The organism is Streptomyces fodineus (assembly GCF_001735805.1).
Taxonomy (GTDB): Bacteria; Actinomycetota; Actinomycetes; order Streptomycetales; family Streptomycetaceae; genus Streptomyces; species Streptomyces fodineus.
In genome coordinates this window covers 8879517-8901330 of record NZ_CP017248.1, presented here as the reverse complement: position 1 = coordinate 8901330, position 21814 = coordinate 8879517, and the positions used below count along the sequence as shown (strand labels likewise).

Sequence of the window (21814 nt, the reverse complement as noted above, 5' to 3'; positions counted from 1 at the left end):
TTCTGACGTCCCGTCAGATTCCTTTGGCAGCCTTACGTTACGAGGTGGCCTCCAGCACCGCCATCGCCGCATTGTGCCCCGGCACCCCGCTCACCCCTCCCCCGCGCACCGCGCCCGCGCCGCACAGCAGGACGTTCGGGTGCCGGGTCTCCACTCCCCAACGGCCCGTGTCCGGCTGGGCGTAGGGCCAGGACAGGGCGCGGTGGAAGATGTTGCCGCCGGGCAGCCTGAGGTCCCTTTCGAGGTCGAGCGGGGTCTTCGCCTCGATGCAGGGGCGGCCGTCGGCGTCGGTGGCCAGGCAGTCGGCGAGCGGTTCGGCGAGGTGGGCATCGAGCTGGGCGAGGGTCGACTTCAGCAGCTCCTCTCGTACGGCGTCGTTGTCCTGGTCGAAGAGCCGGGCCGGGGTGTGCAGGCCGAACAGGGTGAGCGTCTGGTAGCCGCGCTCGGCGAGGCCGGGGCCGAGGATGGTGGGGTCGGTCAGGGAGTGGCAGTAGATCTCCGAGGGCGGGACGGCCGGGAGTTCACCGGCGGCGGCCTGCGCGTGGGCGGTGGCCAGCTGCCGGTAGCCCTCGGCGATGTGGAAGGTGCCGGCGAAGGCCTCGCGCGGGTCGACGGCCGTATCGCGCAGCTTCGGCAGCCGGGTGAGCAGCATGTTGACCTTGAGCTGGGCGCCCTCGGCCGGTTCGGGCGACGGGTCCCCGGTCAGGGCGGCCAGCTCGTGCGGGGAGGCGTTGACCAGGACGTGCCGGGCGGCGGCGACGCCCTCGCCGTCGGCCGTTCGGTAGGTGACCTCGGCGGTGTGTCCGTCGGTGGCGATCCGGACCGCCTCGTGTCCGGTGGCGATGACCGCGCCGGCCGAGCGGGCGGCGGCGGCCAGGGCGTCGGTGAGGGCGCCCATGCCGCCGACGGGCACGTCCCAGGCGCCGGTGCCGCCGCCGATGACGTGGTAGAGGAAGCAGCGGTTCTGGACGAGGGAGGGGTCGTGGGCGTCGGCGAAGGTGCCGATCAGGGCATCGGTGAGGACCACACCCCGGACCAGGTCGTCGGTGAAGTTCTCCTCCACGGCGACGCCGATCGGTTCCTCGAACAGAGCCCGCCACGCGGTCTCGTCGTCGATGCGGCGGCGTAGTTCGTCGCGGCCGGGCAGGGGCTCGGTGAGGGTCGGGAAGACGCGCTCGGCGACGCGCGTGGTCATGCCGTAGAAGCGCTGCCAGACCTGGTACTCGCGCTCGCCGCCGGTCAGCCGGGCGAAGGCCTCCCGGGTGCGCTGCTCGCCGCCGCCGACGAGGAGTCCCGTGGGCCGGCCGTCCCGCTCCGCCGGGGTGTACGAGGAGATGGTGCGGGAGCGGACCCGGAAGTCCAGGGCGAGGTCGCGCACGATCTTCTGCGGCAGCAGGCTGACCAGGTAGGAGTACCGCGACAGGCGGGCGTCGACACCGGCGAACGGGCGGGTGGAGATCGCGGCGCCGCCCGTGTGGTCCAGCCGTTCCAGCACCAGCACCGAACGGCCCGCCCGGGCCAGGTAGGCGGCGGCGACCAGGCCGTTGTGTCCACCGCCGACGATGACGGCGTCGTAGCTGCGGGTGTGCGCGTTGGCAGGCATGGTTCTTCGTAACACGCGCTGATCCACGACGGCCAGAGGTACGCCCTTCCCTTGGGCCGGGTGGCCTTGGGCGGGCACGGGGTGGATGGGCCGGGGGGTGGATCGGCCAGGAGGGTGGATCGGCGGGGGGGGGATCGGCTGGGAAGTGGATCGGCCGGGAAATGGTCGGCCGGGGGGTGGATCGGCCGGGAAATGGTCGGCCGGGGGGATCGGCCGGGGCCCCGGCCCGGGGGTGGCTTCGGCCCGGGGGTGGCTTCGGCCCGGGGGTGGCTTCGACCGAGGACGGGGTGACATCCGCCCGGGGGTGGCATCGGGCGGAGGGGGCCTCGGCCAGGGTTTCCGCCGCAGGCGGCATCCGTCACGCTCCCCCGGATGCCTGCTGCCGGCGGATCACCGCGACCCTGCGGTACAGCTCGCCGGCCTCCTTGCCCCGGCCGAGCCGTTCCAGGCAGTGGGCCTCGTCGCCCTGGCCGGCGAGGGTGTCGGGGTGGTCCGGGCCGAGGTACTGCGCTCGGGTGGCGGTGACCCGCCGGTACTCCGTGAGGGCCTCCGCCCAGCGGCCCAGCCAGCCCAGGGCGACCGCGACCTCGCGGCGGCTGACGAGCGTGTCGGGGTGCGCGGGCCCCAGGGTCTGTTCGCGCAGCAGGCACACCTCCCGGGCCTCGGCCAGGGCGTCCTCCCAGCGCCCCAGCCGGCCGAGGTTGACCCCGAGGCCGTGCCGGGCGCGCAGGGTCTCGGGGTGGGTGGGGCCCTGGACGCGGGTGCGGTCCTCGATCAGTTCGCGGTACCGGCGCAGGGCGTCGGCGCTGCGGCCGAGCCGGCCGAGGCTGAGGGCGGTCTCGTAGCGGGCGGCGAGGGTGTCGGGGTGGTCGGCGCCCAGGACGCGCGCTCTCGCCTCGGCGACCTCGCGGTAGATGCGCAGCGCCTCCTCCCAGCGGCCCGACTGGCCCTGGGCGTAAGCGACTTCGCAGCGCGAGACCAGGGTGTCGGGGTGGTCGGGACCGAGCACCCGGGCCCGGGCGGCGGCCACCTCCAGGGCCGTACGGCAGGCGTCGTCCAGGCGGCCGAGCCGCCCCAGGGTGCAGGCGAGGTTGTGGCGGCAGCGCAAGGTGTCGGGGTGGTCGGGGCCCATGGCGCGCACCCGGGCGGCCAGCACCTCCGCGTACACCTGGTGGGCCTCGAAGTGGCGGCCCAGCCTGCCCAGCGCATAGGCCGACTCCTGGCGGGTGGCGAGGGTGTCGGGATGGTCGGTACCGAGGACGCGCGCTCTCGCCTCGGCGAGGTCCGGGTAGGCGGCCAGCGCCTCGGTGACCCGGCCGGCGCGGACGAGCGCGAAGAGGGCCTCGTGGCGGCCGGCCAGGGTCGCGGGGTGGTCGGGGCCGAGGAGGGCGGCCAGCTCGGCGGCCACGGCCAGGTGTGCCTCGCCCGCCTCGGCCCACCGGCCGAGCGCGGCCAGCCGGGCGGCCTCGCGGTGCCGCGCGGCGCTCTCCTGGGGAAGTGCCGTGCGCTCCGCGGGAAGTGCGGTGCGCTCCGCAGGGAGTGCCGGGGCGGGGCGTCGGGCCTCCGCGGGTCCGTTGTGGCTGGTCGCGCGGTTCCCCTCGTACTTTCGGGGCGTGACCGCCCACCGGGCCGACAAGGCCGCCCCCGGGTCCGGGGGCAGCGCGCGCAGTCCCGCGCCGAGCGCCTTGTGGCCCGTGGTCATGCCCCCGGTCCAGGACGGCAGGCGCCCTCGATCCGCGGCATCCAGGAGCGCGGGTCCTACGGCCGTGCCCGCGACGGCCGTTGTGCGCCGGCCCCGGATCCTGCGGACCAGCTCCCGTGCGTCGTACGGTCGTTCCTCGGGGCGTTTGGCCAGCAGGTCGAGGATGATCTCCTCCAGGTGGCCGGGCAGGTCGGGGCGGCGGTCGCGCGGGGGCCGGGGCGGGGTGTCGCGGTGGCCGATGAGGACCGCCCAGGCGTCCTCCAGGTCGAACGGCGGTGTGCCGGTGGCGATTTCGTACAGCACGCAGCCCAGCGAGTACAGGTCGCTGCGGTGGTCGACCTCGCCGCCGCCGATCTGTTCCGGGGACATGTAGTGCGGGGTGCCCAGGGCGACGCCGGTGCCCGTGAGCCGGGCGGTGAAGCCGATATCGTGGCCGAGGCGGGCGATGCCGAAGTCGCAGATCTTCACGGTTCCGTCGGTCAGCCGCATGATGTTGCCCGGCTTCAAGTCGCGGTGGACCACGCCGTGTTGGTGGGTGTAGGCGAGGGCGGCGGCGACCTGGGCGGCGATGTCCGCCACGTCGTCCACGGGCAGCGGATGGCCCTTGTTGTCCTCCAGCAGCCGGCTCAGATCACGGCCTTCCAGCAGCTCCATCACCAGGTACGGGGTCCCGTCGGACTCGCCGAAGTCGTGTACGACGGTCACCCCGCGGTGCGAGAGGGCGGCGGCGACCCGGGCCTCACGGCGGAACCGCTCCCGCAGGACGCTCGCGAGCGACGGATCGTGGTAGGGGCCGAGCGGCTTGAGGCACTTCACCGCGACCTGCCGGCCCAGGGACTCGTCCCGGGCCCGCCACACCTCGCCCATCCCGCCCCGCCCGATCAGGTCGAGCAGCCGGTACCGGCCCTGAACCAGCCTGTTCTCCCCCATAGCGATCCGCCGCCCCCGTCGCCGCCCGCCCCGCCGCGGGGAGGCCTGCGCCGGACCGCGCCCGGCCGCACCGCGCCGGCCCGATCCGCGCCACACCCCCTGCTCGCCCAGTATGGCGGCTTATCGTCCGACTTTGTACGGTGCCGGACGTGCTTCGGGTCCGAGCCTCGCCATGGCTCGCAGAATGTGTTTGGGCGGCAGTTGCCAGCGCACACGTGCGGGGACGCGCCGGAGCAGCGCGCCCGTGGCCCGCAGCCGGCGGGTCACGACGGCGGGCGCGGGGGCCGGTCTGCCGTACAACTGGTGGGCGTACGGCGGCAGAGCGGCGTAGGCCAGCTGCGCAACGCGCCGCCACAGCACCTCGCGCGCCGGTATGAGGAGCGGATGCGTCGGCGGGTGGAGCAGGAAGTCGTCGACGGCGCGTGCCTCGGGACCCGCGGCCAGCTCCGGCCGCACCCGGTCGAAGTACGCGGCGAGTTCGGCCCGGCTCGCCGGTACGGTCTGCGGGTCGAGGCCCACCAGGCGTGCGCTGACCCGGTGTTCGGCCGTGTACCGGTCGGCCTGGGCGTCGGTGAGCGGGAAGCCGGAGCGGCGCAGCACGTGCAGATAGGAGTCGATCTCCGCGCAGTGCACCCACAGCAGCAGTCCGGGTTCGTCGACGCCGTACCGCTCGCCGGTGTCGGGGTCGGTCGCCGTCAGCATGCTGTGGATCTTCCGTACGCGGGCACCGGCCCGCTCGGCGGCCTCGGTCGTGCCGTACGTCGTCGTGCCGACGAAGTTGGCGGTGCGCATCAACCGGCCCCACGCGTCGCGCCGGAAGTCGGAGTTCTGCATCACGCCCCGGACCGCGCGCGGGTGCAGGGCTTGCAGGTAGAGCGCGCGGACGCCGGCGATCCACATCATGGGGTCGCCGTGCATCTGCCAGGTCACGGAGTTCGGCGTGAACAGCCCGGGGTCGTCGCCCATGCCCGCAGGCTAATGACCACGGCCGCCGAGCGTCACCCCTTGCCGCCGGCACACGGTGACCAGCGTGGCTGAGGTCGGTCGGCGGCTGCCCGTCGGGTGCGGATTCCGTGCGGGTCAGCGCGCCGCGCGCAGTTCGGCGTACAGCTCCGGTCCCGTCCATGTGCGGGGCGTGGACTCCGCCTCGTGCACCAGGGCGGCGAGACGGGCGTTCACGGGTGCGCGCCGTCCGTGGGCGGTGGCGAGGGCGACGATCTCGCCCTGCAGCGAGTCGATCTCCGTGGGCCGGCCGCGCCGCAGGTCCTCCCACATCGAGGAGCGCGCGTGGGCGTCGATCCGCAGGGATGCCGCCGCCACCCGGCGGAAGACGGCGTCGGGCAGCTCCAGCAGATACGGCGTGACGCCGGGCGGGGTGGGTCCGAGCCGGGCGGGGCTGACTCCGGCGGCGCGGTAGACGGCGAGGGCCTCGCGCTGGCACAGGGCCAGGCAGCGGCGGTACGCCCGCCCGCCGAGCTGGTCGCGCAGCGGCAGCCCGGAGAGGGCGTTGATCGCGTTGTTGAGGTTCAGCAGCAGCTTGGCATGCTGCACTTCGGACATGTCGGTGCGGGCCTCGATGGCCAGGCCCGCGCCGCGGAAGGCGGCGACCAGGGTGTCGTGGGGCTCGGTCATGACGCTGCCCGGCATGCCCTGGTGCACGGTGCCGGGCTCGGACTGCACCACGTTGTAGGGCACCATCCCGGCGAGCACGGTGTGGCCGGGGAGCGCGGCGCGCAGGGTGGCGGGGTTGTGCAGCCCGTTCTGGAGGCTGACCACGACGGCGCCGGGCGCCAGATGAGGGGCGAGGTCCTTGGCGGCGGCCTCGGTGCCGGCGGTCTTCACGGTGACCAGCACATGGTCGGCGCCGGCCGCGGCTTCGGGGCCGGTGGCCAGGGTCAGCCGGTCCGGCGTGAGGTGGACGGGCGGCCGGACGGAGGTGCTGAGGGTGAGTCCCCGCTCGCGCAGCACATCCATGGCGGCGGGCCGGCCGATGAAGGCCACGTCGTGCCCGGCGGCGGCGAGGTGGCCACCGATGTGACAGCCGATGCTGCCGGCGCCGAGGACGGCGAAGCGGGGCTGGGGCATGGGGTGACTCCTGCGGGGGCGGCGTCGGGCAGGGTCCAGCATGTATCAGGGCGATCAGCGGTGCCAAGGTGCCGTCGGTTCTCGGCCCGCTTCGTCGCCCCGGGTCCGGCCTGTCCGCCGGAGCGGTCCCGACGCCGGCGAGGCGCGGGGCGGCCTTCCCGCGCGGTGCGGCCATCCGGCGGCGCTCCGCCCTCCCGCTCAGGGCCGATGGGCCCCCGGCTCGGCCCGATTGGCCCGTGGTGGCCCGGGGTGCGGCGCGGCCACGCTGGAAGGGGAAGCCATGAAGGGAGCCGGTGCGATGACTTCGACCACCACCATGAACGCGGCCCTTGATGCCATGCACCGCGAACGGCTGATGTACCTCGCCCGCGAGGTCACCTTCGAGGCCGGGGCCCGCATGTTCGAGGAGGGCCGGCGCGCCGACCGCTTCTGGATCGTGCGCACCGGCAGCGTCGCCCTCGACCTGCACGTGCCGGGCCGCAGGTCCGCGGTCATCGAGACCCTCGGCCACGGCGAACTGATCGGCTGGTCCTGGCATTTCCCGCCGTATCTGTGGCACTTGGGCGCCGAGGCGATGAGCCCGGTGCGGGCCTGGGAGTTCGACGCCGAGGCCGTGCGGGTGATGTGCGCCGAGGACCCCGAGTTCGGCCGGGCGATCGCCGACTGGGTCGGGCGCGTGGTCGCCCAACGGCTGCATGCCTCCCGGGTCCGGCTGCTCGACCTCTACGCCCCCTACGGCAGCGGTGGTCCGATGTGACCGCCCGGATCCGACCGGAGGACGGCATGGGCGGCGGCCCGCACCGAGTGGGTGACGTGATGACGCGTGCCGTCGTCGCCGTGGGCCGCGAGACCCGCTTCAAGGACATCGTCGTGCGCATGGAGCAGTGGCGGGTCAGCGCCCTTCCGGTGCTGGAGGGTGACGGCCGGGTGGTCGGCGTGGTGTCCGAGGCGGATCTGCTGCCCAAGGAGGAGTTCCGGGACAGCGATCCGGACCGGCTCACCCAGATGCGCCGGTTGTCCGATCTGGCCAAGGCGGGTGCGGTGACCGCCGGGGAGCTGATGAGCACGCCGGCCGTCACCGTGCACGCGGACGCCACGCTCGCCGAGGCCGCGCGCATCATGGCGCTGCGGCGCGTGAAACGGCTGCCCGTCGTGAGCGGCGAGGGCCTGCTCGAAGGCGTGGTCAGCCGCGGGGACCTGCTGAAGGTGTTCCTGCGCGCGGACAACGACCTCGCCGACGAGATCCGCCGCGATGTCGTCGACCCCTTGTTCCCCGCCCCGGTCGAGCCCGTGCACATCGTGGTCACCGACGGCGTCGCCACCCTGACGGGACGGGTTCGCGGCGCCGCCCGGATTCCGCTCGCCGCACGTCTGGTGCGAGGTGTCGAGGGTGTCGTCGCAGTGGACTGCCGGCTCACCGCGGCCGACGAGGGCTGAATCCCGCTCCATCTCGCGGGGAGCGTCTCATACGGCCGTACGGCCGTCGGTGCCGATCCGACGGCCGTACATGCCGTCTGCCGGGTCGAGGTCGGGGCGGCGGGGCGGTCCGGCCAGGGCGCACCGCACGTCCACCACGCCCGCCACGGCCCTTGCGAGCCGTACGGCGAGCGGAATCAGGGCGGTTTCCCGGGCCCGACCGGCCAGCGTGACGACGCCGTCGCGCACCTCCACGCGGACGGCGGCGGCGTGCGTACCGAAGAGTCGTACGACGACCTCGCGCCGCACCTCCTCGGCGATGTCCGCGTCGTCCCGCAGGAAGACCTTCAGCAGGTCGGAGCGGCTGACGATGCCGAGCAGCAGGCCGGCCCGGTCGACGACCGGCAGTCGCTTGACCCTGGTACGGGCCATGATGCGCGCGGCGTGGTCAAGCGTGGCATCGGGTGCCACGGTGACGGCCGGGGCGGTCATCAGCCCGGCCGCGGTGACGGCGTCCGGCTTGTCGATGGGCAGCAGATCGCCCTCGGAGACGACCCCGATGACGCGGCCGGCGTCGTCCAGCACCGGCAGGGCGCTGACTCGCCATTCGCGCATGACCTTCACGATGTCCTTGAAGGCCGCCCCTCCCCGCAGGGCGACGACCCGGTGGGTCATCACGTCGTTCACGAGGGCCGGAGTGCCGTTCATGGCGTCCTCCAGGGGCACGGTCACCGTCGTCGGACACCATCAGACTGCGGCGGCGAACCCGTACGGGACAGGGGCCGAGTGGCCCTGATCCGCTGCCCGTGCCGGCCCGGTCAGTGGCCTATCCGGCGGGCAGCGGGACACGCCATTGCAGCGTGGCACCGCCCTCCTCGGGGCTGGTCAGTGCGAGCCCCCCGCCGAGCTTTTCCGCCCGCTCGGCCATGTTGCGCAGTCCGCTGCGCCGGCCGCCGGGCGCGATTCCCACTCCGCTGTCCGAGACCCGCAGGCACACCTCGCGGCCGTCGGTCGTCAGGGCCACCTGGGCCCGGTCGGCGTGGGCGTGCCGGGCGATGTTGGTGAGGGCCTCGGTCAGCACGGCCACGACGTCGTCGGCGATCCCGGCCGGCACATCGGTGTCCACCAGGCCTTCCATGCGCACGCTGGGGGCGAAGCCCAGCACGGGGGCGGCCTCACCGACCGCGTGGACCACCCGCGCCCGCAGCCCGCTTCCGGCGGTGCCGGTGCGGGACCGCAGTCCGAAGATCGTCGACCTGATGATCTTGATGGTCTCGTCCAGGTCGTCGACGGCCCGCAGCACCCGCTCGGAGGCCTCGGGATGCTCGATGAACCGGCCCGCGCTCTGCAGGGTCATCCCGGTGGCGAACAGCCGCTGGATCGCGAGGTCGTGCAGGTCCCGGGCGATGCGGTCGCGGTCCTCCAGCAGCGCGATCTGCTGGGCGTCCTGCCGGCGCTCGGCCAGTTCCATCGCGATCGCGGCCTGGGCGGCGAAGCCCTGCAGCATCTCGGTCTCCTTCCGCAGGAAGACCGGCCGGCCCTCTTCCCGGGCCACCAGGACGACCCCTCGTGCCCCGTCCGCACCCGTGCCGATGGGGACGGCGGCGGCGGGACCGAGCCCGTCGAAGCGCGGCGGATCGGGGGTGATCCGAGGGTCGTGGACGACGTCGTCGCTGGTGACCGGGGCGGCCGCGGCGTACGCCAGCCCCATCAGGCTTTCGTGCAGGGGCAGTACCAGGCCGCGGTGTGCCTCGGCGTCCACGCCGACGGCGATCTCCACGTTGAGCGATTTCGTGTTCTCCATGGGCAGGGCGACCGCTGCCAGGGCCGAGCCCGAGATCTCCCGGGCGCGCTCGGCGATCAGGCTCAGGGCATCGGCGCGGTCGCTGCCGGACATCAGGCTGTGGCCGATCTCCGCGTTCGCGCGCAGCCAGCGCTCGCGCAGCCGGGAGTCCTCGTAGAGGCGCGCGTTGTCGATGGCCACGCCGGCCGCCACGGCCAGCGTGGACAGCACCGACTCGTCCTCCTCGTCGAACTCCGCGCCGCCGCGCTTCTCGGTCAGGTACAGGTTGCCGAAGACCTGGTCGCGGACCCGGATCGGGACACCGAGGAAGCTGCTCATGGGCGGGTGGCCGGGCGGGAAGCCGTACGAGGCCGGGTGCTCGGAGATCTTCCCGAGCCGGAGCGGATGCGGGTGCCGTATCAGTTCACCGAGGATGCCGTGGCCCTCGGGAAAGGGGCCGATCACGGCGATCTGCTCCCCTGTGACGCCCACCGTGTGGAAGGCGGACAGCCGCCGGCCGTCCGGTCCGATGACGCCGAGGGCGGCGTACTCGGCGTCCACGAGCGCCGCGGCCGCTTCCACGATGGAGTGCAGGACCTGTTCCAGGTCCAGTTCCCGGCCGACGGAGAGGACGGCCTCCAGCAGGCTGTGGACGCGATCCTGTGCGTTGCGGGCCGCGTTGATCCGGGCCTGCAGCTCCTCCAGCAGCTCGTCGAGCTTGAGCTGCGGCAGTCGTACGCGAGGCTCTTCGGGGTTTGCCACCATGTCCCTCCATGTCCGGCCGGCACACGGACCCCCCGCCTGCGGGTTGTCTCCACGATATCGGCTATGCCCCGGGGTGGTTACCCGGACCGGCTCTCCTCGCGGCGGCTTGGGCACCGGTGGCTTGGGGAAGCGGGGACGACCGGCCCTTGATCGAGGACCGAACGGCACCTGGGGGGAATCAGGGCCGTGGGAGACGGTGAAGGGACACGGGACGAGAGTGACGTAGACGCGAAGAAGCCAGCCATGATCCGTGATCACAGTCCGACGCACCGCCGCTTCGACCTCGACCGAGCCGAGGCGCTGAGCCTGCTGGGCAGTGTTTCCCTGGGGCGGATCGTGTTCACGCGGCAGGCGCTGCCGACCGTGCGCCCCGTCAACCACATCGTGGACGGTGGTGACATCGTGATCCGTACGCCCGAGGGCGCGGCGCTGACCTGGCACACCCGGCATTCCGACGACGCCGGAGTGGTCGTCGCCTACGAAGCCGATGTGATCGACCCGGTCACGCACACCGGCTGGAGCGTGGTGGTCACCGGTTACGCCCGCCTGGTCACGGATCCTGACGAACTGGCGCGGATCCGGGGGCTGTTGAGTCCCTGGGTGCCGCTGCAGGAGCCGGACCACGCGGTGCGCATCCGCCCCGAGATGGTCACGGGTGTGCTGCTCACCGGGGCGGACGAAGCGGAGCTCGACCGAGCGCCGGAGCGGGACCGGCTCAGGCCGTGATCCGGCGTCCGGTCACCGTGCGGGGCTCGACGCGCACCCACAGGTCCCGCGTGCCACCCGCCCAAGGGGCGCTGTACGCCTGCTCGGTGAGTCGTCGCTGTTCCCGCTCGTCGGTCACCGTCCGCGCGTGTCCGCGGACCAGGACGCTCCAGCCCTGGCTGAAAGCGTCATCGATGCGGTCGACCTCGAACGCCACCTCTTGGCCGGCCGCGAGGGACGGGGTCGCCCCGAGGGCGGTCCGGAAGGCGATCGCGTCGTCGACGACACCGTAGTTGACGGGCACGATGACGGGCCCGGTGCCGGTGGACACCGCGAGCCGGCCCACGCCGTGCGTGCCCAGCAGCGACCGGCACTCGGCGGGTGTCAGCTCGGTGAAGCGGGGCTCGCGCCCGGCGCGCCCGGGTCCCGGCGGCACGTCGACGGCGCCGCCGGTCAGCTCGGTCACCGTGGTCTCCAGCGCCTCGGCCAGCTTGATCAGGGGGCCGGTGCCGGGGGCGCCGCCCGGATGCTCCTCCAGATAACCGAGGTAGGCGGCCGCCATGCCGGCGCGCGCGGCCACCTCGCCTCGGGTCAGGCCGAGCTGTGCCCGCCGGGCGGCAAGACGGCGGCCCAGGTCGCCCAGCGGCGTCTGCGTCGTCACGTTCGCTCGCGTCCGTTCGGTCATGGCCGGCACGCTCCTTCTCGATCAGGCCGCGGGAACGGCGACTTCCGCGTGCTGCTCCCCGCCGAGCACCACCTTGAGCGCGCCGGTCTCGGCGGCCTTGGCGAAGACCTCGTACGCCTCTTCCATGTGGTCCAGCGGGAAGGTGTGGGTGATCAGTTGCCCGGTCGGCAGCCGGCCGGCGGCGGCCATCCGCAGCAGGGTGGGGGTGGAGGAGGTGTCCACCAGGCCCGTGGTGATGGTCACGTTCTTGGCCCAGAGGTCTTCGAGGTGCAGCGTGGCGGGCTTGCCGTGTACGCCGATGTTGGCCACGTGTCCGCCGGGGCGGACCAGACGGGTGCACAGCTCGAAGCTCTCGGGTGCGCCGACCGCCTCCATGACCACGTCCGCGCCGAGCCCGTCGGTCAGGTCGGCGACCAGCTCACCCGGGGCCTCCCGGGCGTCCGCGACAGCGTCGGCACCGAGCCGCCGGGCGGCCTCCAGCCGGGCCGGAGCCATGTCGACCGAGATGATCCGCTCCGGGGCGAACAGGTGCGCCGTGACGATGGCCGCCAGTCCGATCGGGCCGGCGCCGACGATCACGACGGTGTCCCCGGGTCGTACCCGCCCGTTGAGGACGCCGACCTCGTAGGAGGTGGGGAAGATGTCCGCGAGCAGGACGGCGTCCTCGCCGGGCACGGTGGCGGGCAGCGGGTGGACGGACAGGTCGGCGTGCGGCACACGGACGTACTCGGCCTGGGTGCCGTCGATGAGGTGGCCGAGGATCCAGCCTCCGCCGCCCCGGCACTGGCCGTAGGAGCCGTCCCGGCAGAACCGGCACCGTCCGCAGGAGGTGATGCAGGAGATCAGCACCCGGTCCTCGGGGCGTACGGTGCGTACGTCGCCGCCGGCCTCGACGATCTCGCCGACCGCCTCGTGGCCGAGCACCGTGCCGGGGTGGACCTCGGGGACGTCGCCCTTGAGGATGTGCAGGTCCGTCCCGCAGATGGTCACCGCGCCGACCTTCACGATCGCGTCGGTGGGCTCCTTGACGGCCGGGTCCGGGACGTCCTGCCAGGACGCCTGTCCGAGGCCGTGGAAGACGAAGCCTTTCATGGCGCTCCTCACCCTCTTCGGTCGGTCCGCGGCGGAAACCATGGCTCCGGTACGGCGCCGGAATCATCCTGTATGTCCAGCTTCACCAGTCGGTGAGCGATGCCGCTTGGGCCGTCCGGCCCTCCCCTCTCGGCCGGACGGTGCCCCTCGCGCGCACGGGCGCCCGCCCGGAGCCGGTTGTTGCCCATACGGACGGGCGCCCAGGGCCGGATGGCCCTACCGTCCCGGCCGGTGTCCCCGGTTCGCTCTTCTCATGTCCGAGAACGACACCCCGCGAGTGGCACCGCAGCACACCCGGGAGGACGTGGTCGCGGCCCATCGCGTGGTCGGCGGAGCAACCGTCGTTGCCCTGCGGGGCGAGATCGATCTGCTGACGGCGCCCGCGCTGTCCGAGCGGCTCGACACGCTCACGGCGCATCCGCACCCCGAGCTGGTGCTGGACCTGCGCTTGGTCCGGTTCATCGACTGCGCCGGGCTGGGCGTCCTGTGCCGGGCCCGCAACCGCGCACTGGCCCGGCAGGGCCGGCTGCGGCTGGTCTCGGAGAGCGTGGGCTTCCGCCGGATGCTCCAGGTCACCGGCCTCAGCGATGTCTTCGAGATGCACACACGTCTCCCCCATCCTCTGCCGGACCCGATCATCTCCTCATGAAGCCCCGCCGGCGTCGCGCCCGGCGTACCCGGCCCTCGGCGCTCAGCTGTTCCAGCTCCACTCGGCGACCTCGGGCAGGTCGGTGCCGTGGGCGCGGATCCACGTGTGATGGCGGGTGCGGGTGTCGGCCATCGTCTGGCGTACCGCGGCGGCGCGTACGGCGAGGCCGGGGACTCGGTCGATGACGTCCATGACGAGCCGGTACCGGTCGAGGTCATTGCGTACGACCATGTCGAACGGGGTGGTCGTGCTGCCGGCCTCCTTGTATCCGCGGACATGAAGGTTCTTGTGCCCGGTACGGCTGTAGGCGAGGCGGTGGACCAGCCACGGGTAGCCGTGGTAGGCGAAGACCACCGGCTTGTCCGCCGTGAACAGCCCGTCGTACTCGAAGTCGGTCATCCCGTGCGGGTGTGCCTCGTGCGGCAGCAGCCGTGTCATGTCGACCACGTTCACCACCCGCACCGCGAGCTGCGGCAGGTGCCGGCGCAGCAGCTGTGCGGCCGCCAGCACCTCCTGGGTGGGCACGTCACCGGCGCAGGCGAGGACGACGTCGGGCTCGCCGCCGTTCTCGGTGCCCGCCCAGTCCCAGATTCCCGCGCCGCGCGCGCAGTGCACCCTGGCCTGGTCCATGGTCAGCCAGTCGAAGCAGGGCTGCTTGCCGGCCACGACGACATTGACGTAGTCGCGACTGCGCAGGACGTGGTCGGCCACGGACAGGAGCGTGTTGGCGTCCGGCGGCAGGTAGACCCGCACGACCGACGGGCTCTTGTTGAGGACGTGATCCACGAACCCGGGGTCCTGGTGGGAGAAGCCGTTGTGGTCCTGGCGCCACACATGTGAGGTGAGCAGGTAGTTGAGGGACGGGATCGGAGCCCGCCAGGGCAGTTCACGGGATGTCCTGAGCCACTTGATGTGCTGGTTGACCATCGAGTCGACGATGTGCACGAACGCCTCGTAGCAGGAGAACAGGCCGTGCCGGCCGGTCAGCAGATAGCCTTCCAGCCAGCCCTGGCAGAGGTGTTCGGAGAGGATCTCCATCACCCGGCCGTGCCGGTCCAGGTGTTCGTCCACCGGGAGCAGCCCGGCCTGCCAGGCCTTGCCGCTGGCGCCGAAGACGGCCTGGAGCCGGTTGGAGGCCGTCTCGTCCGGGCCGACGAGGCGGAAGTCCCGGCGCGACCGGGTGTCGTTCATGACCTGGGCGAGGAGACCACCGAGCACCCGGGTCGGCTCGTGCAGCGTGGAGCCCGGCTTGTCGACGGGTACGGCGAAGGTGTCGAGGGAGGGCAGCGGCAGCTCGCGGACGAAGAGGCCGCCGTTGGCGTACGGGGTTGCTCCGAGTCGCTTCGCCCCCTCGGGGACGCAGGCGAGGACCTCCGTGACAGGACGGCCGTCCGCGTCGAACAGCTCCTCGGGCCGGTACGAGCGCAGCCACTGCTCCAGCTGCCGCAGATGCGCCGGATTCTCGCGCACCATGGCCAGCGGGACCTGGTGGGAGCGCCAGGTGCCCGCCACCGGTTCGCCGTCGACCTCGGCGGGGCCGGTCCAGCCCTTCGGGGTGCGCAGCACGATCACCGGCCAGTGCACGCGCTCGGCGATGCCCTCCTCGCGGGCGGTGCGCTGCATCAGGGCGATACGGTCCAGCGCCTCGTCGAGCGCGCCGGCCAGGGCGCGGTGCACCGCGGCAGGGTCGTCGCCGGTGACGTGCAGGGGTTCGTGGCCGTACCCCCGCAGCAGCGCGTCGAGTTCGGATTCGGGCAGCCGGGACAGCACGGTCGGGTTGGCGATCTTGTAGCCGTTGAGGTGCAGGATCGGCAGGACGGCGCCGTCGTGCACCGGGTCGAGGAACTTGTTGGAGTGCCAGGAGGCGGCCAGCGGCCCGGTCTCCGCCTCGCCGTCGCCGATCACACAGGCCACCAGCAGGCCCGGGTTGTCGAAGGCGGCGCCGTAGGCGTGCGCGAGGGAGTAGCCGAGTTCGCCGCCCTCGTGAATCGAGCCCGGGGTCTCCGGGGCCACATGGCTGGGCACACCGCCGGGGAAGGAGAACTGCCGGAACAGCCGCTCCATGCCGGCCGCGTCGCGTGAGACGTCGGGGTAGGTCTCGCTGTAACTGCCCTCCAGCCAGGAACCGGCGAGGACGGCCGGTCCCCCGTGTCCCGGCCCCCACACGCACAGGGCGTCAAGTCCGCGCGCCTTGATCACACGGTTGAGGTGCGTGTACACGAGGTTCAGGCCGGGCGAGGTGCCCCAGTGGCCGAGCAGCCGGGGCTTGATGTGCTCGGGCCTGAGCGGCTCGGTCAGCAGCGGGTTGGCCATGAGGTAGATCTGGCCCGCCGCCAGGTAGTTGGCGGCGCGCCAGTGGGCGTCCAGGGTGCGCAGTTCCTCGTCGGTGAGTGCGGGGGCGTCCGGGTGGGCGGCCGTGGGCATGGGTCCTCCGATGTGTGATCCATGGGCGGTCAGTTTGCCTGGATTGTCAGAAAATTTCGGATACGACGGCCACCGGGCACGCCGCGTGGTGCAGTGCCCCGTGGACGACCCGGCCGAGCCGGCGGCCGTGGCGCCGGGCACAGACGGCGAGCAGGGCGTCGCGGGCGTGGCCCTCGACGGTGCGGCGACGCGCCTGCGGCGGGCGGCGCGTCCCACAGGGCCTCGTCCAGCAGCGCTACGGCCCGCTGCCGCTCGGCCGGTACCGGTTCGCCGGCGGGCCGGAGGCGACCGGTGATCGTGTGCGGGGGGCGTCGCCAAGCCCGTACGGGCACCGCACGCAGGGATGCCTCTCACGGGGAACCCGCTCGGTCCAGCCCTGATCGGTCTCGCCACCGAGCAGCGGGGCCTGAGCGGCCGGCGCGGGCACGGGCTCCCGGACGTGGACGATCCTCAGCGGCAGATGCCGTAGCCCTGCTTCGCGCGCCGCCCATTCGGCGGCGGCGCGGCGCTCGGGCGAGCCGTCGAGACCTGCCGTGACGGTTCGGGTCATCGTCTCCACCTCCCGGGACCACGGATCCGCTTCCAGCGTGGGGACGCGGCGGCCCGGGGGTCAGGGGCCGCAAGTCCCTGCGCGGGGCCGAGAGGCCCTCTGCCGGCGCCGGCGACGCCGTGCTGGAGGGCGGGGGCCGGGTGGTGGGCGTGGTCGCCGTCAAGGTGGTGGGCGTGCGGACCGACCTCGCGTCCGTCGATCACGGCGTGAGTGGGGCCGGTCGGCCCTAGTCCCTACGGCACGGATGGATGGATCATCAGCCGTGGGCAGCCCCGCAGTTCTGTTCGTCCCCGGGGAACGAGAGGTCGTCATGACCGAAGCACGCACCTTCACGGAGCAGAACCCGATCCGTGTGTTCCTGCTGGACGACCACGAGGTCGTACGACGTGGCCTGACCGACCTGCTCGACGCCGAACCGGACATCTCCGTGGTCGGCGACGCGGACACCGCCGAGCACGCGCTCGTCCGCAGCCCCGCGCTGCGCCCGCACGTCGCCGTGCTCGACGTACGGCTGCCGGACGGGGACGGCATCACGGTCTGCCGGGAACTGCGCAGCAGGATGCCGCAGCTGGCGTGCCTGATGCTGACCTCGTTCGACGACGATGACGCCCTGCTGGACGCCATCATGGCCGGGGCCTCCGGCTATGTGCTGAAGCAGATCAAGGGCTCCGATCTCGTCTCCGCGGTCCGCACCGTCGCCTCGGGCCAGTCGATGCTCGACCCGGCGACCACGGCCAGGCTCATGCGCTCCCTGCGGACCGACCCGGCGGACAGCCCGGCGGTGCCGCCCGAGCTGGAGACCCTGTCGCCGCGCGAACGGGACATCCTCGCCCTGATCGGGGACGGTCTCACCAACCGTGAGATCGGCAAGAGGCTCTATCTGTCGGAGAAGACCGTCAAGAACCACATCTCTCGGATGCTGGCCAAGCTGGGCGTCCAGCGCCGGGTCCAGGCGGCGGTCCTCGCCTCGCACCTGGAGCCGCGTGACTCCGGGGCGCGCCCGGCTCGGTGAGGCCGCCCCAGCCGCCGCTCGCCGCCGGCTAGCGCCGCACCCTCGGCATTCCCAGGCCGATCCAGGAGATGATCTCGCGCTGGATCTCGTTGTTGCCGCCGCCGAAGGTGAAGATGACCGCCGAGCGGTAGCCGCGTTCCAGCTCACCGTGCAGGACGGCGCCCGCCGAGCCCTCCTTCAAGGGACCGGCCGCTGCGACGATCTCCATGAGCCAGGCGTAGGCGTCCCGCCGGGCTTCTGAGCCGTAGACCTTGACGGCGGAGGCGTCCTGCGGGGTGAGCGTGCCGTCCTGGACGGCGGTGACCATCTGCCAGTTCAGGAGCTTCAGCGCGTCGAGCCGGGTGTGGGTACGGGCCAGCAGCCGGCGCACCCAGGGCAGGTCGGCCACCCGGCGGCCGTCGGCGAGCTTGGTCTCGCGCGCCCAGCGCTGCACGTCGGACAGCGCGCGGATGGCCATGGTGCCGTGCGCGGCGAGGGTGACGCGTTCGTGGTTGAGCTGGTTGGTGATCAGCCGCCAGCCCTGGTTCTCCTCGCCGACGCGGCGGGAGACCGGGACGCGGATGTTCTCGTAGTAGCTCGCGGTGGTGTCGTGGGAGGCGAGCGTGTTGATCACCGTGCAGGAGTAGCCCGGGTCGGAGGTCGGCACCAGCAGCATGGTGATGCCCTTGTGCGGCGGGGCGGCGGGGTCGGTGCGCACCGCCAGCCACACCCAGTCCGCGGTGTCGCCGTTCGTCGTCCAGATCTTCTGCCCGTTGACGACGTAGTCGTCCCCGTCCCGTACGGCCCTGGTCTTCAGCGAGGCCAGGTCGGTGCCGGCGTCCGGCTCACTGTAGCCGATCGCGAAGTCGATCTCGCCGGAGAGGACACGCGGCAGGAAGTACGCCTTCTGCTCCTCGGTGCCGAACCGCATCAGCGTCGGGCCGACCGTGTTCAGCGCCATCAGCGGCAGCGGTACGCCCGCCTGCGCGGCCTCGTCGAAGAAGATGAACTGCTCCATCGCGGTCATGCCGCGCCCGCCGTACTCCTTCGGCCAGCCGACGCCGAGCCAGCCGTCGGTGCCGAGCCGGCGGATGGTGGCGCGGTAGAACCGCTTCTGCGCGGCCGGGTCGGCGTACCGGGCGTAGGCGTTGTCCGGGACCAGCTGGGCGAAGTAGGCGCGCAGTTCGGCGCGCAGTCGCAGCTGTTCGGGCGTGTGGTCGAGATGCACGGCGCCTCCAGGCTCCCCAAGGGCGGTCCTGACGGCGCACACCGTAGAACGTGTTTCAGAAATAGGGAATGACGTGCCGCGGGGGAATTCCGCCGGACCGCGCGGAGCGCTCGGCCGGGCCGGCCGTCATACGAGGCTCTCCAGGAACTCCGAGCAGGCGTCGGCGCAGGACCGGCAGGCCGCCTCGGCCGACTCGGCGCCGGGCTGGTCGCCGAAGGCCCGGGCGGACTCCTCGCAGACCGAGCGGCACCACTCCAGCCGGACCCGGATCTCCCCCTCGTCCTGCCGGCTCTCCTCACCCAGCACGCGGCACGTGGCGTCGCACACCTCGGCGCACATGATGCCCAGTCTGCGGACCCGTTCCTGGCGCTCGGTGCCGTCGGGATCGGCGAGACTCGCGCGCACCGCACAGGCCCGGGCGCACTCCGTGCACGCCTGCGCACAGGCGAAGCGGTCCTCCAGGAACCGGTAGAGCTGCTGCGAAGTCGGCGTTGTCACACCGTCCGGGTAGCCGGGGCGCAAGGCCGCAAACCACCGTTGTACAGGGCCTGAGGGACCCTGATCCGGGCTTGGTCGCCCTACGTCCGCCACCCGTCACACATAGCGTCCGGTTCGTCCGCTTCTGGGCGGGGTATCCCTGTCCTATGGATACCGCATCGATGCAGCTGGCCGCGGCGAGCGGCCTGATGAGCCTCGTCCTGTTCATCGTGGCCATGGGCGTCCTGGCCCTGCTCGCCGGCGGCTTCTGGATGACCTCCCGCGTCAAGTACCGCGAGTCGCCCCGGCCGCGGCCCGAGGAACAGCCCAAGCTGCCGCCGGAGGGGGCGGTGGGCGAAGTACGGGAGAACAGGGAGTCCCAGGAGATTCCCCAGATCCCCAAGGGGGAGCGTCCGCTCACCCCGTACGAGCTGAGCAACATGGACACCAGGCCGAGCGCGTCGAAGGATCGTCCGCGCTGGAGCCGGGGTTCCAGCGGCTCGTTCGGTGGCGGCGGGCTCGGCGCCCACTGAAACTCCAGCCGGCCCGGCCCGCGCCGGTGCGCCGTACGCCGCTAGGAATCCTTCCGGGCGGCGTCCAGGCGGCCGACGCGGGCCACGTTCTGCCGGTCCTCGGGGTCCTGGCTGGCTTCGGCGGCGAACCAGGCGTCGAGGATCTCCTTCAGCAGCGGTCCGGAGGTCAGGCGCAGGCTCAGCGCGAGGACGTTGGCGTCGTTCCAGCGGCGGGCGCCGTCCGCGGTGACGGCGTCCGTGCACAGCGCCGCGCGTACGCCGGGCACCTTGTTGGCGGCGATGGAGGCGCCGGTGCCGGTCCAGCAGCACACCACCGCCTGGTCCACCGCGCCCTCGGCCACCTCCCGGGCGGCCGCCTCCGAGCAGGCCGCCCACTGGGCGTCGGCACCGGCGCGCAGCGCGCCGTGCGGGCGCACCTCGTGACCCCGCCGTTCCAGCTCGGCGACGAGGAGGCGGGCCACGGGTTCGTCCATGTCGGAGGAGACGGAGATCCGCATGCATCAGAGCGTACGGTGCGGATCACAGCCCGGGCGACGCGCGTATGCCGGTTGTCTGTATGAGGGCGGGTTTTCTGTATGAGGGGCGGGTTTTCTGTGGCTGAGCACGCGGTTCCCCGCACCCCTGGGGCGCGCTCGCTCACGGGTGCTCCGGCCGCTGCTCCGGCGGCACGCCGCCGCCCTTCTCGCCCTTGTCCGTGCCGTGCGGGCGGGTGCCCGCGCCGCCGGCGGCCGCCTGGCGGGCCATGAGCTCGCCGCTGTCCTGCGGGGTGCCGCCGCCCTTGTCACTGCGCCGCTGTTCGGGCTGCTGCGGATCGGACATGCGCCGGACTCCCTCCGGGTGGTGCGTGGTGTGTGCCGGATCCGGGTTCCCCGGGCGGCGCGGGTCGTCCGCCCCGCCCTCGGCGGGCGGGACCGCACCGGACACCGACCGGTGGAGGTGTTCGAGGGCGTCGAGGAGCACCGAGCGGTGGTACCAGCTCAGCCAGGCCGCGGTGTCACAGGCCAGCAGAGCGAGGGCCTCGGCCTGTGCGGCGGTCGGCCGGTGCCCGGCGTCGGGCCAGTGCAGGGTGATCACGCCGGTGCAGGAGCCGGCCGAGGACAGCACGGGGATGCTCTGCAGGGCGGCGGTGCCGGTGGTCAGCAGGACGCGCCGGGCCTCCTCGGAGAGCAGCGTGTCGGCGGCCACGTCGGGCACGCTCACGCGGCGTCCGCGCAGCCGCGCGACCACATCGGCCGTGCCCTCGTCCCGGCCGCGCACGAGGTCGTCGAGAAACGTGTCCGCGCAGCCGTAGTGGGTCTCCGGCATGAGGGCCTGCACGGCCGGGTCGACCAGCAGCACGTAACCGGCCGGCGCCCGCGCGATGGCCAGCGCCTCGTGCAGCACGGCGTCGATCATCTGCCGCCGGTAGCGGGGATCGCGGCCGTCGCGGGCCAGGATCCGCAGCTGGGGCAGGGGCAGGGGGTGACGGCCCGGGAACCACACCTCGCCGTCCGGGGGCCGGGCCGCCACCACGGCGGAGACCAGAACGCGCAACGGCACGTTGAACCGCTGCGAGGCCTCGCGCAGCGCCCGGAAGGCGCTGCCGGAGTCCCGCAGGCCGTAGCGCACCATGAGCACGCCCTGCGCCATGCCGATGACCGGGGCGGTGCGCACCCGGGCGCGCAGTGCGCGGACCTCCATGCGCAGATCCTCGTACCCGGGCCGCAGCGGATCCGCCATCTGCGACCGCCAGGCGGGCAGCTCCTCCACGCGGGAGGAGGCGCGGGCCAGCTGCCGCAGTGCCTCGTCGAGGGTGGCGTACAGCTGGACGCCGCCGAGGCGGGCGAGATGGATTGCCTCGCGCACTCCGGGCCGGGCACGGACGATGATCAGGTCCGGGCGTCCGGCACGGCCCCGGGTCGTCTCGCTGAGCGTGTGCAGCACGGCGGCACCGCCGAGCTGCACATGGGCCATGTCGAGGACGGGCCGCAGGCCCGCGCGGTCCGCCTCTTCGAGGTGGCCGCGCAGCTCCGCCGACCAGGATTCGGCTCCCGCGGCGTCGAGGCCGCCGGAGATGCGCAGCAGCAGCGCCCCCTCGGCGGGCAGTCCCTCGACGACGGACGACTCGATGACGAGCGGGGCCGTGGCGGCGGGCGGATCGGAAGCAGGTTTCATGGCATCACCCGGACAGATGGCATCACCCGGACAGGACGTCGC

Annotated in this window: 19 protein-coding genes and 1 pseudogene; 6 read left to right on the top strand and 14 right to left on the bottom strand. The window is 73.0% G+C overall.

The genetic code is table 11. The features are described from left to right. Nucleotides 1-37: 37 nt before the first annotated feature. The 4 genes from BFF78_RS38610 to BFF78_RS38595 all read right to left on the bottom strand — a co-directional run bounded on the left by BFF78_RS38610 (nucleotide 38) and on the right by BFF78_RS38595 (nucleotide 6320). On the bottom strand, nucleotides 38-1603 hold the full coding sequence (locus tag BFF78_RS38610; protein WP_069782694.1) for a phytoene desaturase family protein: 1566 nt from the start codon (nucleotides 1601-1603) through the stop codon (nucleotides 38-40). A 358-nt stretch (nucleotides 1604-1961) separates the two neighbouring features. Next, complete coding sequence (locus BFF78_RS38605) at nucleotides 1962-4235, bottom strand: serine/threonine-protein kinase (RefSeq protein ID WP_069782693.1); 2274 nt, start codon at nucleotides 4233-4235, stop codon at nucleotides 1962-1964. A gap of 120 nt (nucleotides 4236-4355) precedes the next feature. After that, nucleotides 4356-5201 carry an oxygenase MpaB family protein gene (locus BFF78_RS38600; RefSeq protein WP_069782692.1) on the bottom strand — a complete coding sequence of 282 codons (846 nt, stop codon included), beginning with the start codon at nucleotides 5199-5201 and terminating at the stop codon, nucleotides 4356-4358. A 114-nt stretch (nucleotides 5202-5315) separates the two neighbouring features. Next, nucleotides 5316-6320 (bottom strand): 2-dehydropantoate 2-reductase, encoded by a 1005-nt coding sequence (locus tag BFF78_RS38595; RefSeq protein WP_069782691.1) that lies wholly within the window; start codon nucleotides 6318-6320, stop codon nucleotides 5316-5318. Nucleotides 6321-6618: 298 nt separating this feature from the next. On the opposite strand from BFF78_RS38595, the gene BFF78_RS38590 reads away from it, so the two are divergent. After that, a complete protein-coding gene (locus BFF78_RS38590) occupies nucleotides 6619-7077 on the top strand; it encodes a Crp/Fnr family transcriptional regulator (RefSeq protein WP_069784084.1) in 459 nt (152 codons plus the stop codon). A 26-nt stretch (nucleotides 7078-7103) separates the two neighbouring features. Then, nucleotides 7104-7757, top strand: coding sequence for a CBS domain-containing protein (locus BFF78_RS38585; RefSeq protein ID WP_069784083.1), 654 nt, complete (start codon nucleotides 7104-7106; stop codon nucleotides 7755-7757). A 27-nt stretch (nucleotides 7758-7784) separates the two neighbouring features. On the opposite strand, the gene BFF78_RS38580 is transcribed toward BFF78_RS38585, so the two are convergent. Both BFF78_RS38580 and BFF78_RS38575 read right to left on the bottom strand, forming a co-directional pair. Next, complete coding sequence (locus BFF78_RS38580) at nucleotides 7785-8444, bottom strand: CBS domain-containing protein (protein WP_069784082.1); 660 nt, start codon at nucleotides 8442-8444, stop codon at nucleotides 7785-7787. Nucleotides 8445-8562: 118 nt separating this feature from the next. After that, nucleotides 8563-10284: a sensor histidine kinase gene (locus BFF78_RS38575; RefSeq protein ID WP_069782690.1), complete on the bottom strand. Its 1722-nt coding sequence runs from the start codon at nucleotides 10282-10284 to the stop codon at nucleotides 8563-8565. Between the two features lie 243 nt (nucleotides 10285-10527). On the opposite strand from BFF78_RS38575, the gene BFF78_RS38570 reads away from it, so the two are divergent. After that, nucleotides 10528-11010 (top strand): pyridoxamine 5'-phosphate oxidase family protein, encoded by a 483-nt coding sequence (locus BFF78_RS38570; protein ID WP_069782689.1) that lies wholly within the window; start codon nucleotides 10528-10530, stop codon nucleotides 11008-11010. On the opposite strand, the gene BFF78_RS38565 is transcribed toward BFF78_RS38570, so the two are convergent. Together BFF78_RS38565 and BFF78_RS38560 are read right to left on the bottom strand one after the other, a co-directional pair. Continuing rightward, the gene (locus tag BFF78_RS38565) at nucleotides 11000-11674 is read right to left on the bottom strand and encodes a pyridoxamine 5'-phosphate oxidase family protein (RefSeq protein ID WP_069782688.1); all 675 of its coding nucleotides are present in this window, start codon (nucleotides 11672-11674) and stop codon (nucleotides 11000-11002) included. The genes BFF78_RS38570 and BFF78_RS38565 overlap by 11 nt on opposite strands. Nucleotides 11675-11695: 21 nt before the next feature. After that, complete coding sequence (locus BFF78_RS38560; protein WP_069782687.1) at nucleotides 11696-12766, bottom strand: zinc-dependent alcohol dehydrogenase family protein; 1071 nt, start codon at nucleotides 12764-12766, stop codon at nucleotides 11696-11698. 253 nt (nucleotides 12767-13019) lie between these two features. Between BFF78_RS38560 and BFF78_RS38555 the strand changes: the two genes are divergently transcribed. Further along, nucleotides 13020-13415, top strand: coding sequence for an STAS domain-containing protein (locus BFF78_RS38555; protein ID WP_079161661.1), 396 nt, complete (start codon nucleotides 13020-13022; stop codon nucleotides 13413-13415). Nucleotides 13416-13457: 42 nt separating this feature from the next. Here BFF78_RS38555 and BFF78_RS38550 read toward each other — a convergent pair whose 3' ends face one another. Together BFF78_RS38550 and BFF78_RS44165 are read right to left on the bottom strand one after the other, a co-directional pair. Further along, nucleotides 13458-15839: a phosphoketolase family protein gene (locus BFF78_RS38550; RefSeq protein WP_069782686.1), complete on the bottom strand. Its 2382-nt coding sequence runs from the start codon at nucleotides 15837-15839 to the stop codon at nucleotides 13458-13460. A 340-nt stretch (nucleotides 15840-16179) separates the two neighbouring features. Beyond that, a pseudogene (locus tag BFF78_RS44165) lies at nucleotides 16180-16389 on the bottom strand (universal stress protein); the annotation flags it as partial. Between the two features lie 310 nt (nucleotides 16390-16699). Here BFF78_RS44165 and BFF78_RS38545 point away from each other — a divergent pair. Continuing rightward, the gene (locus BFF78_RS38545) at nucleotides 16700-17401 is read left to right on the top strand and encodes a response regulator (RefSeq protein ID WP_069782685.1); all 702 of its coding nucleotides are present in this window, start codon (nucleotides 16700-16702) and stop codon (nucleotides 17399-17401) included. Between the two features lie 28 nt (nucleotides 17402-17429). Here the strand turns inward: BFF78_RS38545 and BFF78_RS38540 are convergent, their stop codons facing one another. Together BFF78_RS38540 and BFF78_RS38535 are read right to left on the bottom strand one after the other, a co-directional pair. Next, the gene (locus tag BFF78_RS38540; RefSeq protein WP_069782684.1) at nucleotides 17430-18608 is read right to left on the bottom strand and encodes an acyl-CoA dehydrogenase family protein; all 1179 of its coding nucleotides are present in this window, start codon (nucleotides 18606-18608) and stop codon (nucleotides 17430-17432) included. 126 nt (nucleotides 18609-18734) lie between these two features. Then, nucleotides 18735-19106, bottom strand: a complete 372-nt coding sequence (locus BFF78_RS38535) for a four-helix bundle copper-binding protein (protein WP_069784080.1) — start codon at nucleotides 19104-19106, stop codon at nucleotides 18735-18737. A gap of 146 nt (nucleotides 19107-19252) precedes the next feature. On the opposite strand from BFF78_RS38535, the gene BFF78_RS38530 reads away from it, so the two are divergent. Next, nucleotides 19253-19618 (top strand): DUF6479 family protein, encoded by a 366-nt coding sequence (locus tag BFF78_RS38530; RefSeq protein ID WP_227026036.1) that lies wholly within the window; start codon nucleotides 19253-19255, stop codon nucleotides 19616-19618. Between the two features lie 41 nt (nucleotides 19619-19659). Here BFF78_RS38530 and BFF78_RS38525 read toward each other — a convergent pair whose 3' ends face one another. Beyond that, nucleotides 19660-20115: an RpiB/LacA/LacB family sugar-phosphate isomerase gene (locus tag BFF78_RS38525; RefSeq protein WP_069782682.1), complete on the bottom strand. Its 456-nt coding sequence runs from the start codon at nucleotides 20113-20115 to the stop codon at nucleotides 19660-19662. A 139-nt stretch (nucleotides 20116-20254) separates the two neighbouring features. Then, nucleotides 20255-21772, bottom strand: coding sequence for an ANTAR domain-containing protein (locus BFF78_RS38520; protein WP_227026035.1), 1518 nt, complete (start codon nucleotides 21770-21772; stop codon nucleotides 20255-20257). Between the last annotated feature and the right edge of the window lie 42 nt (nucleotides 21773-21814).